The organism is Clostridium manihotivorum (genome assembly GCF_004015185.1).
GTDB classification, from domain to species: domain Bacteria; phylum Bacillota; class Clostridia; order Clostridiales; family Clostridiaceae; genus Clostridium_AR; species Clostridium_AR manihotivorum.
Window position 1 is genome coordinate 1,939,039 of record NZ_CP025746.1, and the last position, 16,328, is coordinate 1,955,366.

15 protein-coding genes are annotated in these 16,328 nt (G+C 33.6%); 14 read left to right on the top strand and 1 reads right to left on the bottom strand.

The genetic code is table 11. The annotated features are described in order from the left end of the window. Nucleotides 1-91 precede the first annotated feature (91 nt). The 9 genes from gpr to dnaJ all read left to right on the top strand — a co-directional run bounded on the left by gpr (nt 92) and on the right by dnaJ (nt 11,715). Entirely contained in the window at nt 92-1,066 is a 975-nt protein-coding gene (gene gpr, locus C1I91_RS08665) for a GPR endopeptidase (RefSeq protein WP_128212529.1), read from the top strand. Nucleotides 1,067-1,194: 128 nt separating this feature from the next. Next, nucleotides 1,195-2,277, top strand: a complete 1,083-nt coding sequence (locus tag C1I91_RS08670) for a stage II sporulation protein P (RefSeq protein ID WP_164880487.1) — start codon at nt 1,195-1,197, stop codon at nt 2,275-2,277. A 563-nt stretch (nt 2,278-2,840) separates the two neighbouring features. Beyond that, nucleotides 2,841-3,239 carry a hypothetical protein gene (locus C1I91_RS08675; RefSeq protein WP_128212531.1) on the top strand — a complete coding sequence of 133 codons (399 nt, stop codon included), beginning with the start codon at nt 2,841-2,843 and terminating at the stop codon, nt 3,237-3,239. A gap of 111 nt (nt 3,240-3,350) precedes the next feature. Continuing rightward, on the top strand, nt 3,351-5,156 hold the full coding sequence (gene lepA / locus C1I91_RS08680) for a translation elongation factor 4 (RefSeq protein WP_128215943.1): 1,806 nt from the start codon (nt 3,351-3,353) through the stop codon (nt 5,154-5,156). Between the two features lie 137 nt (nt 5,157-5,293). Next, on the top strand, nt 5,294-6,421 hold the full coding sequence (gene hemW / locus C1I91_RS08685) for a radical SAM family heme chaperone HemW (RefSeq protein WP_128212532.1): 1,128 nt from the start codon (nt 5,294-5,296) through the stop codon (nt 6,419-6,421). Between the two features lie 439 nt (nt 6,422-6,860). Continuing rightward, the gene (gene hrcA / locus C1I91_RS08690; protein ID WP_238476028.1) at nt 6,861-7,832 is read left to right on the top strand and encodes a heat-inducible transcriptional repressor HrcA; all 972 of its coding nucleotides are present in this window, start codon (nt 6,861-6,863) and stop codon (nt 7,830-7,832) included. Nucleotides 7,833-7,941: 109 nt separating this feature from the next. Further along, entirely contained in the window at nt 7,942-8,565 is a 624-nt protein-coding gene (gene grpE / locus C1I91_RS08695; RefSeq protein ID WP_128212534.1) for a nucleotide exchange factor GrpE, read from the top strand. 59 nt (nt 8,566-8,624) lie between these two features. Then, complete coding sequence (gene dnaK, locus C1I91_RS08700; protein ID WP_128212535.1) at nt 8,625-10,478, top strand: molecular chaperone DnaK; 1,854 nt, start codon at nt 8,625-8,627, stop codon at nt 10,476-10,478. 88 nt (nt 10,479-10,566) lie between these two features. Continuing rightward, nucleotides 10,567-11,715: a molecular chaperone DnaJ gene (gene dnaJ / locus C1I91_RS08705; protein ID WP_128212536.1), complete on the top strand. Its 1,149-nt coding sequence runs from the start codon at nt 10,567-10,569 to the stop codon at nt 11,713-11,715. Nucleotides 11,716-11,946: 231 nt separating this feature from the next. Here the strand turns inward: dnaJ and C1I91_RS08710 are convergent, their stop codons facing one another. Next, complete coding sequence (locus C1I91_RS08710; protein WP_128212537.1) at nt 11,947-12,150, bottom strand: hypothetical protein; 204 nt, start codon at nt 12,148-12,150, stop codon at nt 11,947-11,949. Nucleotides 12,151-12,570: 420 nt separating this feature from the next. Between C1I91_RS08710 and prmA the strand changes: the two genes are divergently transcribed. The 5 genes from prmA (at nt 12,571) to rpsU (ending at nt 16,323) form a co-directional block, all read left to right on the top strand. Next, a complete protein-coding gene (gene prmA, locus C1I91_RS08715; protein WP_128212538.1) occupies nt 12,571-13,512 on the top strand; it encodes a 50S ribosomal protein L11 methyltransferase in 942 nt (313 codons plus the stop codon). Between the two features lie 20 nt (nt 13,513-13,532). Further along, nucleotides 13,533-14,282 (top strand): 16S rRNA (uracil(1498)-N(3))-methyltransferase, encoded by a 750-nt coding sequence (locus C1I91_RS08720; protein WP_128212539.1) that lies wholly within the window; start codon nt 13,533-13,535, stop codon nt 14,280-14,282. Continuing rightward, a complete protein-coding gene (mtaB, locus tag C1I91_RS08725; RefSeq protein WP_128212540.1) occupies nt 14,282-15,586 on the top strand; it encodes a tRNA (N(6)-L-threonylcarbamoyladenosine(37)-C(2))-methylthiotransferase MtaB in 1,305 nt (434 codons plus the stop codon). Before C1I91_RS08720 ends, mtaB begins: the two co-directional genes overlap by 1 nt. 81 nt (nt 15,587-15,667) lie before the next feature. Then, a complete protein-coding gene (locus C1I91_RS08730; protein WP_128212541.1) occupies nt 15,668-16,012 on the top strand; it encodes a histidine triad nucleotide-binding protein in 345 nt (114 codons plus the stop codon). A 134-nt stretch (nt 16,013-16,146) separates the two neighbouring features. After that, nucleotides 16,147-16,323, top strand: coding sequence for a 30S ribosomal protein S21 (gene rpsU / locus C1I91_RS08735; RefSeq protein WP_072897356.1), 177 nt, complete (start codon nt 16,147-16,149; stop codon nt 16,321-16,323). Nucleotides 16,324-16,328 lie beyond the last annotated feature (5 nt).

A 16,328-nucleotide genomic window follows, 5' to 3' on the forward strand; every position in this document is an offset into this window, starting at 1 on the left:
ATAAGCTTGAGATACCAATCAACAGCTATAAATAATTATTTATTTAGTGGGATAAAATATGAACAAAATAATTATTTCGGAGGTGAACCTTATGATAAATGTAAGAACTGACCTGGCTGTGGAAGCAAGAGAATTATATAAACAAATAAATAAAAGAGAAGCAGATGGCATTATTTCCGAGGAAGAAGAAATAAATGATATAAAGGTAACTACTGTAAAAATAATAAATGAAGATGGTGCTGTAAAGATTGGAAAACCAATTGGTACCTACATAACAATTGATATACCTGAATTTACTCATTATGATGGTGAGGTTATGGATGAAGTATCTGACGTTTTAAACGATAGCTTAAACAAACTAATTGACATAAATCCATCTAAAACTGCTCTAGTAGTTGGGTTAGGTAACTGGAATGTAACACCGGATGCTTTGGGGCCAAAGGTTGTGGAAAGATTGATGATAACAAGGCACTTAAAAGCAGTTATGCCAGATTCTATCGACGATTCGGTGAGACCGGTTTGTGCTTTAGCTCCTGGAGTTCTAGGCATAACAGGAATAGAAACAGGAGAAATAATAAAAGCTGTAGCAGAAAAAATAAAACCTGATATGGTAATATGTATAGATGCTTTAGCTTCTAGAAGCACTAGGAGAGTAAATAGGACAATACAAATTGCCAATACAGGCATATCTCCTGGAGCAGGGATTGGCAATAAGAGAATGGAAATTAATGAAGAGAATCTGGGAATACCAGTTATTGCCATAGGAGTTCCTACTGTGGTAGATGCTGCCACAATAGTAAATGATGCTATGGATTTGGTATTAGATGAAATGATACACCAATCTACTCAAGGCAGTGAATTTTATAATATGCTTAAGACAATAGATAAAAATGAAAAGAGTAAGATGATAAAGTCCTTATTAAATCCTCATGTAGGTGATTTAATGGTAACACCAAAAGAAGTAGATGTTGTTATAGATTCTGTGTCTAAGATAATATCAAATGGCCTAAATATGGCACTACAGCCTAGCCTTGATATGGATGATATAAATAAATTTATGGGTTAAAGACGATATGCTCAAAAAATCGCTAATACGACTAATGTATTGGCGATTTTTTCATTAAATAACTAGCAATTTTACATAACATAATTTAAATATCTTTCTCATATAAATTATATGAGGAGGGGATGAATTTGTATTATAATAGGAGGAGAAGTAATGAACATAGCTCTTTAAAATTTATGCTTTTTATGATAGTTTGTTTAGCCTTAGTAGTGGTGGTATTGTTTACTAATATGAGGACAGCTTTAATAAAGGATTCCTATCTTTATATAAAAGCTATAGAGAAATCTATACCTTACTTTGGTACAAATGTACAAGCTACTAATGACAAAAGCGAAAAAAGTGAATCTTTTAGGGATCTTATCTACGATAAAATAACCAATGGCCTAATGAACCCATCAAATCTATTGGCTGAGGAGATACCTTACTTCAATTTAGCCAGCGGCAATGAAAAAGAATATAATGAAAACTATGCATCAATCAATCCATTTAGCCTTTCTGATGGAGCTATAGCTAAGCTTAATCCAGAAGAAAAGCAAGGTACGAATCAGCAGGGAGATAGCGGAACACCAATTAAAGTTTCTGCTGCTTTTGATCCAAAGCTTAAGAAACAGCTAAATGAATCCAAACCTGAAGTGCTTATATATCACACTCATACAACAGAAGCCTACAAACCAGCAAATTCTGATTCTACAGAAGAAAAATATAGTGTGGTAGGAGTTGGAACTGCTCTTGAAAAGGAGCTTGAGAATTACGGTATTTCTGTAATTCACGATAAGACCATGCACAGTATGGTATATAACGACAGTTACTTAAGGTCAGCGGAAACTGTAAAAAAATATTTAGGAAAGTATAACAATTTTAAGTTGATAATAGATCTTCATAGAGATTCCACTGAAAATAAAAATGCAACTACCTTGAATATAAATGGTGAAAATGTAGCAAAAATAATGTTTGTTACTGCACAAAATACGCCTTATTATGATCAGAATAATGGAATAACTGAAAGTTTAAATGATATAAGCAGAAAGCTTTTTCCAGGCTTTTCAAAAGGAATATTGTCCTATAGAAGAGGAATGAATTCTTTTAATCAAAATTTAAGTAATCACTCTATATTGATAGAGGTTGGTTCTGATATCAATACTTGCGATGAGTCTCAAGGGTCAGCAAAGTATGTAGCTAGAGTAATTGCTGAGTATTTGAATAAAAAGTAATTAATAGATTTTTGATTTTGTTTAAATAACTTCTTGAAATTAAGTGGTCAGTCATCCGACGCTTAGATGAGCTTGCGCAAAGAATTAATATGATTTTGTCATATTCCATGGCTAAAATTGTAAACTCACTACGTTCGAACATACAGGTTTACTCTTTAGCTATTGTAATCTTTATAAACATTTTATATCTGAATTTAAATATAAATAATATAAGATGTTTTGATTTCAAAGAGTAAAGAGTAAAAAATTATGTCGCCTGCCAGAATTTCTTCACATACGTTCAGAAAAGGCAGATGCGCAAAAAAATCACTAATGAAGAGCAATTAGCGATTTTTTGAGGCCATTCCATCTGAAAAAATCATTTAATTCTAGTAGCTCGCTCATATAGCATCTCCTTCATGACCACTTAATTTCAATTATATTATTAAATATAGCTTGAATAAAGTAAATAGTACTGTAGGATAATAATTGAAACTAAGTGAGAACTGAATAAAAATGGTAAAAATGAACATCCTTATAGATATAAGTTAGAACTCAATACTTAAATCTCGGGGGTGTTTTTTTTGAGAAAATTAATAAATGTTATTTTTGTGTTTATGATTATATCCTTTGTGTTATGGGGCATTATAAATATAAATATCATAAATACTGCTTCTTTAAGCAAAAGTACGGAAGGCGTTAACACTATATCACAAGACGATTATAAGGAGTTAAAAAGTGAATTTGGACAGGATTTTTTAGGGCTTTTAGAAGATGATTGTGAGTTAAAGATACATGATGAAGATGGAAGTTATAAACTAGAGTTCAATGGAAAGTATTATGATATAAATGGAATTGCGTCAAAGCTTAAATCTGTAGGTAAAATAAAGGAAAAAGGCGGTCTTATCATAGACAAGATAGGAAATGGGATGGAGTATTTTTACGAAAAGATAAGTAAAAAGATAGATGGTGTGGTATCATAGCATATATATGTTGACAATCAAGCTGGAGGCTATGATATAATTTAACAAGATTTAATCTACATGGGGGTGAAAACTGTTCCAAGGAAATTCCTTGAGGATGGGTTTATGAATATGCAAAGTAATAGACAGAAACACATAAGAAACTTTTCAATCGTTGCACATATCGATCATGGTAAGTCTACATTGGCAGATAGACTTCTTGAAACCACAGGAACCTTAACCCAAAGAGAAATGGAAGAGCAAGTTTTAGACAATATGGAGCTTGAAAGAGAAAGAGGAATAACCATCAAATCTCAGGCTGCAAGACTGGTTTATAGAAGAGAAGATGGTGAAGAATTCATACTTAATCTTATAGATACTCCTGGACACGTAGATTTTAACTACGAAGTATCGAGAAGTTTGGCTGCTTGTGAGGGCGCAGTATTAGTTGTAGATGCTACTCAGGGTATTCAAGCACAAACTCTTGCTAACTGCTATCTAGCTTTAGACAATAATTTAGAGATAGTTCCAGTAATAAATAAGATAGATTTGCCTAGTGCTAGACCAGAAGAAATAAAACAGGAAATTGAAGATGTAATAGGAATAGAATCACATGATGCACCGCTTATATCAGCTAAGACTGGACTTAACATCATTGATGTATTAAATGCAGTAATAGAGAAAGTTCCTGCACCTACTGGTGATGAAGAAGCCCCTTTACAGGCTCTTATATTTGACTCCTTCTATGATAGCTATAAAGGAGTAGTTTCCTATGTAAGAGTAAAAGAGGGATCCGTTAGAGTAGGAACAAAGATAAAACTAATGGCTACAAATAAGGTATACGAGGTAACTGAAGTTGGAGTGTTTACACCTGGCTTTATGCCGATTGCGGAGCTAAGAGCTGGTGATGTTGGATATATTACTGGTTCCATAAAAAATGTAAGAGATGCTAGAGTTGGAGATACCATAACTGAGGCTGATAGGCCTACTGATACACCACTAGAAGGATACAAACCAGCGGTACCAATGGTATTCTCAGGTATATATCCAGTAGACGGTGCAAAGTATGAAGAGCTTAAAGAGGCTCTTGAAAAGCTTCAAATAAATGATGCAGCTTTGTCATTTGAACCTGAAACTTCTATTGCCTTAGGATTTGGATTTAGATGCGGATTCTTAGGACTATTGCACATGGAAATAATTCAAGAAAGAATTGAAAGAGAGTTCAATCTTGAAATTATAACTACTGCACCTTCTGTTATATATAAAGTAATAAAGACAGATGGCACTTTAATAGAGCTTACAAACCCAACAAATCTTCCAGAACCAACTGAAATTGACTACATGGAGGAACCAATAGTAAAAGCGGCAATAATAAGCCCTACTGAATATGTTGGACCTATAATGGAGCTATGTCAGGAGAGAAGAGGAAAATATCTTGATATGGAGTATATCGAGACTACTAGAGTTGTTATCAATTATGAGATACCTCTAAACGAGATAGTTTATGACTTCTTTGATGCATTAAAATCAAGAACTAAAGGTTATGCATCCCTAGACTACGAACTAAAGGGGTATGAAACTTCTGAGCTTGTTAAGTTAGATATATTATTAAATGGTGATACTGTAGATGCTTTATCCATGATAGTTCCTAAAGAGAGAGCTTATCATAAAGGTAGAGGAATAGCTGAAAAGCTTAAAGAAATAATTCCAAGACAGCTTTTTGAAATTCCAATTCAAGCTGCCGTAGGTACAAAGATAATAGCAAGAGAGACTGTAAAGGCTATGAGAAAAGACGTTCTTGCAAAATGCTATGGAGGAGATATCTCCAGAAAGAAGAAGCTTTTAGAGAAGCAAAAAGAAGGAAAGAAGAGAATGAGACAGGTAGGTTCTGTTGAAGTTCCACAAGAAGCATTCATGGCTGTTCTAAAGGTAGAATAGGACTGCTTCTATAGATTCCTATAAGTTAATAAGCTATAGAAAAGCTTAAGTATTTTGAGAAACTATTACGATACTTTTGCCAATATAGCATAAGTATTATAACTGATGATATAAACTTGATATTGGAGGATGGCAGTATGGAAAAGATAGCGCTTTATGTACATATACCATTTTGTAAACAAAAGTGTTTTTACTGTGATTTTCATTCATTTCAAGGTATTGAAAACATAATGGATAGATATACAGATGCTCTTATAGCAGAGATAAATAGAAAAGCTCATAAATATGAGATTAAAACTATTTTTATAGGTGGGGGAACTCCCACCTATTTACATTTAAATTTATTTGAAAAGCTGCTCAAGTGCATTGGAGATTTAAAACTCTGTGAGGATGTTGAATATACTGTTGAATGTAATCCAGGAACTTTAAGTAATGAAATATTAGAAATTATGAAAGAAAACAAGGTGAACAGGCTTTCAATTGGACTACAGGCCTGCCAGGATAACTTGCTAAAGGTTATAGGCAGAATACACAATTATAAAGAGTTTGAAGAAAATTATTACTTAGCCAGAAGTAAAGGATTTTCTAATATAAATATAGATCTTATGTATGGACTACCTGGTCAGAAGGTAGGTCATTGGGAAGAAAGCTTAAAAGAAATAGTCAAATTAAAACCAGAGCATATATCTGCCTACAGTCTTATAGTTGAAGAAGATACCGTATTCTATAGATGGTACGAACAAAATAAACTGAATCTTCCGTCAGAAGATGAAGAAAGAGAAATGAATGAGTTGACACATACTTTACTTAAAGAGGCAGGATATGAGCAATACGAAATCTCTAACTATGCCAAGCCTAACAGAGAGTGCAGACACAATCTGGTATATTGGAATATGGAAGATTACCTGGCTTGTGGAACTGGAGCATCGTCTTATATTAATGGAACAAGATATAAGAATCTTTCTAACCTAGATAAGTATATGGAAGCTATGGAAAACAATTTAGAGGAATACGAAGAAGTTATAGAAAATTCTAGAGAAGATAATATAGAAGAATTTATTTTTATGGGCTTAAGAAAATTAGATGGAATCTCAGAAGAAGATTTTAGAGTTAGATTCGGAGCAACTATAGATGAAATATTCTCAGATATCATAGAAAAACATATTAAAGAACAACTTCTAATAAGAGAAAATGGAAGAATCTTTTTGAGTAAAAAAGGTATAGAGTTGTCAAACTATGTTATGAGTGATTTTATGCTGGCATAAATTTAGGTTGTTTTAAAGTACTGTGTTGAAATTAAGTGGTCAGTCATCCGATGCTTGCGTTAGTAGCTCGCTCATACAGAATATCCTTTATAACCACTTAACTTTAACGATATTATTGGATGTAGTCTAAACTTAAAATAAACTAGGTTTTTTATTATTATAATAGCTGTAGAAGAGGGCTATAATAGTTGTAAAAAAGAATTATTGAGAAACATGGAGTAATCTTGAGATTTTGAAAGAAAATTTCTCTATAACGGCTTAAATTAATTGAATCTATAGATTTATTAGCATAAAACAAATTGACAAAAAAATATATAAATAATATATTTAAATCGTAGTCATTAGCACTCACTACTAACGAGTGCTAACAAAAGAGGTGATATTAGTGGTAGATGAGAGAAAAATAAAAATTCTTCAGGCGATTATAAATGACTATATTATGACAGGTGAGCCAGTAGGATCAAGGACTATCGCTAAAAAATATGATTTAGGAATAAGTTCAGCCACTATAAGAAATGAAATGTCTGACTTAGAAGAATTGGGATATCTGGAACAACCTCATGCGTCTGCTGGTAGAATTCCGTCAAGTAAAGGCTATAGATTATACGTTGATAAACTAATGGAGTTTCAAGGCGTTAGCTTAGAAGAAGAATTATTGATTAAAAAATATCTTATAGACTCGGCTCTTTTTGAAGTAGATAGGATGATAAAGCAAGCGAGTACGCTTTTATCTCAGCTTACAAAGTTAACTTGTATAGTAAATGCTCCTTCAGTAAAGAAGAGTGTTATAAAGTCTATACAACTACTAACAGTAGATCAGGCAAATCTTCTTTGTGTTATTGTTACAGACAGTGGAGTTATTAAGAACAGTCTAATTAAGGTTTCTAGTATACCTTCGTCAGAGACTTTAATAAAAATAAATAACATATTGAATATAAGACTTAAGGATTTAACTATAGAGCAGATTAATTTAGAAACAATAAATAAGCTTAAGAAAGATTTATCAGGTTTTGATGAAATATTCAATGCTCTGATACCTGCATTGTATGAAACCTTAAATACTTCTGAAAGCGAGGTTTTTATGGAGGGTACAACTAACATATTTAATTACCCAGAATACAATGACATAGAAAAAGCTAAAGAAATATTATCGCTTCTTTATGATAAGGATAATGTTGCTAAACTAATAGTCAGTGAAGATGATATCTCTGTAAGAATAGGTGATGAGAATTATCTGCCTGAAGCTAAGGATTGTAGTGTGATTACCGCGGCTTATACCTTAGGTAATAAAAATACAGGAATCATAGCACTGATTGGCCCCACACGGATAAATTATCCGAAGGTTATGTCCATTATGGAAGAAGTAATGAGAGAACTAAACGAATCGTTAAAAAATCAGGGCTTAAAATAAGCTTTGAGTTTAATAGATATATATTTAAGATAAAAACCAACAAAGGGTTTATATAATTTTAGAAAAAAGCCCTATTTCATAAATGAGAGATGAGGTGTAGTAACAAGATATGAAAGAAGTGAATAGCGATCAAGTTAATGAAAAAGATGAAGTAAATGCTTCAGAAAATATCACTGACAACGTTGAAGAAACAGAGAACGTAGACGAAGTTCTAGAAGGTGAAGTTTTAGAGGATATAGAGTTTGAGAGTGGTAATGATAATGTTACTTCATTCAAAGATGAGATGATTAAACTAAAAAACGAAAACTCTAAGCTTAATAATGAATTAGATGCATTAAAGGAAAGACTTTTAAGACTAAATGCAGAGTATGACAATTTCAGAAAGAGAACTTCTAAAGAAAAAGAAGGCATTTACACTGATGCCTGCGAAGACGTACTAAAAGAAATGTTTCCAGTTTTAGATAACCTTGAAAGAGCTGTAGCTGTTGAAGGAAGTGTGGATGACCTTAAGAAAGGCGTTGATATGACAATAAGACAGTTCAAAAATGCTTTTGAAAAGTTAGGTGTTGAGGAAATTGACACAACTGGAGAGTTTGATCCTAACTTACATCAAGCAGTAATGCATATAGAAGACGAGAACTTTAACAAAAACTCAATAGCTGAAGTGTTTCAAAAAGGCTATAAAAAGGGTGACAAGGTTCTTAGATTCACTATGGTCAAGGTAGCAAACTAGTAAACATATTTACTTTGAATAAATAAATTAAATTCGCAATAACGAGGAGGAAATAGGAAATGGGAAAGGTTATAGGTATCGATTTAGGAACAACTAACTCTTGTGTAGCTGTTATGGAAGGAGGAGAACCAGTAGTAATAGCAAACTCAGAAGGTGCTAGAACAACTCCTTCAGTAGTATCTTTCCAAGCTAACGGAGAAAGATTAGTTGGTCAAGTAGCTAAAAGACAAGCGATCACAAATCCAGATAAGACAATAATATCAATAAAGAGACATATGGGAACTAGCCATAAGACTACAATAGATGGAAAAGATTATACTCCACAAGAAATATCAGCAATGGTACTTCAGAAGATAAAGTCTGATGCAGAAGCATACCTTGGAGAAACTGTAACTCAAGCTGTTATAACAGTTCCAGCTTACTTTAATGACTCACAAAGACAAGCAACAAAGGATGCTGGTAAGATAGCAGGTCTTGAAGTTTTAAGAATAATAAACGAACCAACAGCAGCTTCTCTTGCTTACGGTTTAGATAAGACAGATCACAGCCACAAGATATTCGTATATGACTTAGGTGGTGGTACATTCGACGTATCTATACTTGAACTTGGTGATGGTGTATTCGAAGTTAAAGCAACAAACGGAGATACTCACCTAGGTGGAGATGACTTCGACCAAAAGATCATAGACTATATAGCAGAAGAATTTAGATCACAAAATGGAATTGATTTAAGAAATGATAAGATGGCTTTACAAAGACTTAAAGAAGCAGCAGAAAAAGCTAAGATAGAACTTTCATCTTCAACTCAAACTATAATAAATCTTCCATTTATTACAGCTGATGCTTCAGGTCCAAAGCACATTGAATTAACTCTAACAAGAGCAAAATTCAACGAAATAACTCGTGACCTAGTTGATAGAACAATAGAACCAATGAGAAAAGCACTTGCTGACTCAGGTTTAAGCTTAAACGATATAGATAAGATAGTTCTTGTTGGTGGTTCAACAAGAATACCAGCAGTTCAAGAAGCTGTTAAGAAGTTTACTGGCAAGGAACCTTCAAAGGGAGTTAACCCAGATGAATGTGTTGCAGTAGGTGCTGCTATTCAAGCTGGTGTATTAACTGGAGATGTTAAGGACGTATTACTTCTAGATGTAACTCCATTAAGCCTTGGTATAGAAACTCTAGGTGGAGTAGCAACTCCATTAATAGAAAGAAATACAACTATACCTACAAGAAAGAGTCAAGTATTCTCAACAGCAGCAGACAACCAAACATCAGTTGAAATACACGTTGTTCAAGGTGAAAGACAAATGGCTGCTGACAACAAGACTCTTGGTAGATTTACACTATCAGGAATCCTTCCAGCAAGAAGAGGAGTTCCTCAAATAGAAGTTACTTTCGATATAGATGCTAACGGTATAGTTAAAGTATCAGCAGTTGATAAGGGAACTGGAAAAGAAGCAAATATCACTATTACAGCTTCAACAAACTTAAGTGATTCTGAAATAGATGCAGCAGTTAAAGAAGCTGAAAGATTTGCAGAAGAAGACAAGAAGAGAAAAGAATCAATAGAAGTTAAGAACAATGCAGATCAAGTTGTATATCAAACAGAACAAACTCTAACTGAGCTTGGAGATAAGATTTCTGCTGAGGACAAAGCAAAGGTTCAAGCTAAGCTTGATGAAGTTAAGAGAATAAAAGATAGTGATGACATAGAAGGAATAAAGAAAGCTGTAGAAGACTTAACTCAAGAATTCTATGCAATTTCATCTAAGGTATATGGAGCAGCAAATGCTGAAGGTGGTGCTGGATTCGATCCAAACGCTGCTAATGCAGGTGGAGCAAATGCTGGAGCACCTCATGATGACAATGTTGTAGATGCTGATTTTAAAGTTGATGATGACAAATAGTTGTAACAAAGCGAGTATTTAATATATAATATGACAGGGAAGGCTAACTCGTCTTCCCTTTAATATTACAACTTAGGTGGTGAAATAATTGGCAAGCAAAGACTATTACAGTGTACTTGGTCTTGAAAAAGGTGCAAGTGATGATGAGATAAAAAAAGCTTTTAGAAAGCAAGCCCTAAAATATCACCCTGATAGAAATCCAGGGGATAAGGAAGCAGAAGAAAAATTCAAGGAATTAAATGAAGCTTACCAAGTTTTAAGTGATCCTCAGAAGAAGTCTCAATATGACCAATTCGGAACAACAGACTTTAATGCCGGTGGTGCAGGCGGTTTTGATGGTTTTGATTTTGGAGGTATGGGTGGTTTTGGAGATATATTTGAAAGTATTTTTGGAGGAGGTTTCGGAGGCGGCGGTGGCGGTGCCAGAAGAAATGGACCACAAAGAGGTGCTGATATAGAATATACTCTTAATCTTTCCTTTGAAGAAGCAGTATTTGGAGCAGAAAAAGAGATTTCTTTAACTAGAAGTGAAAACTGTGAGACTTGTAGAGGTTCAGGTGCTAAGCCTGGAACATCACCAAAGACTTGTTCAAAATGTGGTGGAACAGGTCAAATAAGAGTGCAGAGACAAACTCCTTTTGGCAATATGGTTAGCCAAACTACTTGTGATAAGTGCGGTGGTAGGGGACACGTAATAGAAGATCCATGTCCAGATTGTAGAGGAAAAGGTAAGGTAAGAAAGACTAGAAAGATAAAAGTTAATGTACCAGCAGGTGTTGATACTGGCAATGTAATGCCTTTAAGAGGACAAGGAGAACACGGTTCAAACAACGGTTCACCTGGAGATTTATATATAAGAATCAATGCAGCGCCTTCTAAGGTCTTTAAGAGGCAAGGCTTTGACATTTACTTAGATTATCATTTGGATATGATAAGAGCTACTATGGGTACAGAGATAAAGGTTCCAACAGTTGATGGTGATGTTAAATACACTGTTCCATCAGGAACTCAACCAGGAACTTTATTTAGATTAAAAGGAAAAGGTGTACCTAGAGTCAACTCCTCAGGCAGAGGTGATCAATACGTTAATGTTATCGTAGATATTCCTAAGAGTCTAAATGATAAGCAAAGAGAAGCTCTAAACATGTTCTTAGAAGCTTCAGGTGAAAAAGTAAGTGATAGTAACGATCATAAAGATAAAGATAAAAAAGGTTTCATGGGCAAGATATTTGGATAGTATGCAAAAAGTAGTTAATGACAGTTCATTAACTACTTTTACTTTTTATACTCAATCGAATATAGATTCTAGTATATATGTTTTGCCACAAGCTTAGTAAATTGATAAATATGTCCCATAGTACTTATTTACTGTATTAATAGTTGTAAGATTTACTAAGAAAAGTGTGGCAGAAGCCAGTTTATTTAAGATAAAATCTTATAGTTAGTCCATAAGATTTTATTCACTATGCTATAGATTTAATGGGTTATTAGTATTAAGTTCAGTAAATTGTAATTGATGTTTCAATTTTATAAATTCTAATTCTAATGTATCGATACTAGCTTCATATCTAGCTTTATCATCAACAGTCTTAGCGTTTGCTAATAGTTTGCCTAATTCAAGCATCTTTGAGTCGATTTCAAGCATTCTCTTCATTGCTTCATAACAATTCATGTTATCACCCGCCTATTTTATAAATATTTATTTATATGATATGCAACAGATTATAGAAAAGTACTTCTGGGACAAAAATGCAGATAAAAATTATACTGCCAGTAACCGTTAAAGTGAAATGTAAAAATATCTCATGTAAATGATTACTCTTATAGTATAGCTTGCCTAGCATCCATATTTCAATAATTATATTAAAGCCTAGTTAAATTTAGAGGAATTGACAAATCTAAGAGGATAATCTATTTACATAAGATAACTAAGAGTGTAAAATATATGAGTTATGACAAAGCATAAAATATTATGATATATTAAAGAGATATAATGTTTGATTTAAGATAGCGTCTCTACGAGCTAGAGGTATTTATATAAGCTTATTTGTCAAACATATATATGTAGTTAAAGCAGGAAAGGATTGAGCATATGAACGGAATATGGATAGAAATAAAGGTAATAAGTAAAAGTGAGGCTTTAGAGCCTGTGTCAGGTATATTTTATGGATTGGACTGCAAAGGTGTAGCTATTGAGGATCCAAACGATATATTAACAAGAGAACAAGGGCCTCTTACTTGGGACTTTGCAGACATAAATATATTAGAGCATAAGGGAAAAGCGGCAGTAGTTAAAGGGTACTTTTCTCAAGAAGATAACATAGAAGAAGTGGTTACATATATAAAAGAAAAGCTTGCTGAGCTTAAAGAGTCCGGCATAGATATAGGCGAAGGTGAAGTTATAGCAACAGAGATGAAGGAAGAAGACTGGGCTAATAACTGGAAACAATATTATAAGCCTACTAAGATAGGTAAGAACATAGTTATAAAGCCTATATGGGAAGAATACCAAGTTACAAAAGATGAACTTGTAGTTGAAATAGATCCAGGTATGGCTTTTGGTACAGGAACTCATGAGACTACTAGAATGTGTGTAGAAGCCCTGGAAAATAATGTTAAAGAGAACTCCGTAGTTTTTGATATAGGTACAGGATCAGGAATACTAGCTATTGTTGCTTCAAAGCTGGGAGCAAAGCATGTTGTAGGAGTTGATCTTGATCCGGTTGCAGTTGATTCTGCCAAGGAAAACGTAGGCTTTAACAACCTTAATAATATTGAGATATTAGAAGGAAATCTTTTAGATGTTGTTAGTGGAAAAGCTGATATAGTTGTAGCTAATATTATAGCAGAAATAATATGTGTATTAGTGGACGATGTTAAAAAGGCTATGAATCAAGGTGGATTATTCATAACTTCAGGAATAATACATGATAGAAGACAAATGGTTATAGACAAATTAGAAGCATCAGGCTTTGAAATAGTTGAAGTTAATAAAGATGGTGAATGGAACTGCATTATAGCAAAAGTAAAATAAACTTTTAAGGAGAGTGTAAGATGCATAAGTTTTTCACTCCAAAGGACACCTTTACAGAAACTCATGCTACTATATCTGGAGATGATGTAAAACATATTTACAAGGTTCTAAGATTAGAAGAAGGAGAAAAGATAGCTTTAAACAACTTAGAAGGCAAGGAGTACCTTGGAGAAATCGAAGAGATTACAAAGCAGTATGTTAAGGTTAAGCTTGTTGAAGAGCTAGCCTGCAATAATGAAAGTAATATTAATGTCACTTTGTTTCAGGGATTACCTAAATCTACAAAGATGGATCTGATAGTCCAAAAGTGTACTGAGCTTGGAATAAGAAGAATAACTCCTTTGATAACTAATAGAGTGGATGTAAAGCTTAAAGGAGAGTTTAAAAAGCTAGATAGACTTCATAGAATAGCTTTAGAGGCATCAAAGCAATGCAAGAGAACTATTATACCTAATATTGATGAACCAATAGAATTCAGTGCTATGCTTCAAGCTTTGAAGAGTATGGATATGGTTATAGTTCCTTATGAAAATGCTACGGGGTATGGTATAAGAAATGCTGTAAGTGAAATTTCTAGTGCGGAGATTATTAATATTGCAATTATCATTGGCCCTGAAGGTGGCTTTGAAGAATTTGAAATAGAAGAACTTAAGAAGAATGGAGCGCATATTGTGACTTTAGGACCTAGAATCTTAAGGACAGAGACTGCAGGCTTTACTGCACTGTCTCTTTTGCAATATGAACTTGGGGATATAGGAGGAAATAAGTGATGAAGGTGGCTTTTTCTACACTTGGATGTAGAGTAAATCAATATGAATCTGAAGCTATGGCAGAAAAGTTTATCAGAGAAGGTTATGAAGTGGTTGAATTCGATTCCTTTGCTGATGTATACGTGATAAATACTTGTACCGTTACTAACATGGGAGATAAGAAGTCTAGGCAGATTATAGGAAGAGCTAGACGTGAAAATGAAGAGGCAGTAATAGCTGTAGTAGGCTGTTATTCTCAAATAGCTCCAACTGAAGTTGGGAACATTGAAGGGGTAGATGTTGTACTAGGTACTAGGAACAAAGGAGAAATAGTTTATTGGGTAAATAAAGCTATTGATGAAGGTAAACAGCAGATCCAGGTTTCCCCGGTTCTAAAGAATAATGTGTTTGAGGATCTAAATATAGAAGAATATCAAGATAAGACAAGAGCTTTCTTAAAGATTCAAGATGGATGCAACAGATTCTGTTCATATTGCTTGATTCCTTATGCAAGAGGAGCTGTATGTTCAAAAGATCCAGAGAAGATAAAAGAAGAAGTAAAGAAGCTTTCAGAACATGGATTTAAGGAGATAATACTGTCAGGTATACATACTGCCTCTTACGGAGTAGATTTGGAACAGAAGGTAACCTTAGTTGATATATTAGAGGTTATAGAAGCCATAGATGGAATAGAAAGAGTTAGAATAGGCTCTATTGATCCAACCTTCTTTACAGAAGAAGTGGTAGACCGTATATCAAAGCTTAAAAAGTTATGTCATCACTTCCACCTTTCTCTACAGAGCGGCTGTGATGAAACCTTAAAGAGAATGAATAGAAAGTATACAGCTAAGGATTATAAGTATATAGTGGATGTATTAAGGAAACATTTCCAAGATGTTTCTATAACTACTGACGTTATTGTTGGATTCCCAGGTGAGACAGAAGAAGAATTTGAGGCTACTTATAACTTCTTAAAGGATATAAAGTTAACTAAGACACATATATTCAAGTTCAGTCCAAGAAAAGGCACTAGGGCTGCTTCTATGGAAAAGCAAGTTGATGGTAATATAAAAGAAGAAAGAAGCAAGCTATTAATAAGACTAAATGAAGAAAATGAAAAGCAATTTATTGATGCTTTAAATGGAAGTACTCAAAAGGTTTTATTTGAACAAGCTGTCTCAAACATGGAAGGCTGTTATGAAGGTTACACAGAAAACTATGTTAGAGTTGTGGCAAAGTTTGACTGTGACTCTGTAATAGGAAAAATAATGCCTACGAAGATAACTGAAAGTAGCACTGACTATGCTGTAGGAGAAATAATATAGTATTTATTTAGAATATTATGGTTAAGATACCTCATTTAGTGGTAAGATATATGTATATCTTTTAAAAGGAGGTGAATATATATGGACGATTGTATCTTTTGTAAAATAATAAAAGGTGAAATACCTTCAAAAAAGATTTATGAAGACGAAGATGTGATAGCTTTTAATGATATTAATCCAGAAGCTCCAATTCACTTTCTAGTAATTCCTAAGAAGCATATAGAAAGTGTTAATCATATAGATGAAGAAAGTTCTAAAGTAATTGCACACATATTCAATGTTATTAATAAAATAGTAAGAGAACTTAACATAGCTGATACTGGATATAGAATTATTAATAATTGTGGTGTTGACGGAGGACAAACAGTTAATCACATGCATTTTCATGTGTTAGGCGGAAGAGAACTAAAATGGCCTCCAGGCTAAAAACAAACTAAAAATAGCAATGAAATTCTTGACAGTGTTTAAAATTCTATTGTATAATATAGCGTGTGTTGTTAAGCCCACAGCTGTGATATATTTAATACAGTATATAGCTAGCGGAGGGAGGGAAAAAAGGAATGTCAGAAATAAGAGTTAGAGAAAATGAATCATTAGATCAAGCACTTAGAAGATTTAAAAGACAATGTGCTAGAGCTGGTGTTCTTTCTGAAGTTAGAAAAAGAGAACACTACGAAAAGCCAAGCGTAAAGAGAAAGAAGAAGTCAGAAGCTGCTAGAAAGAGAAAGTTTAAGTAGGAATT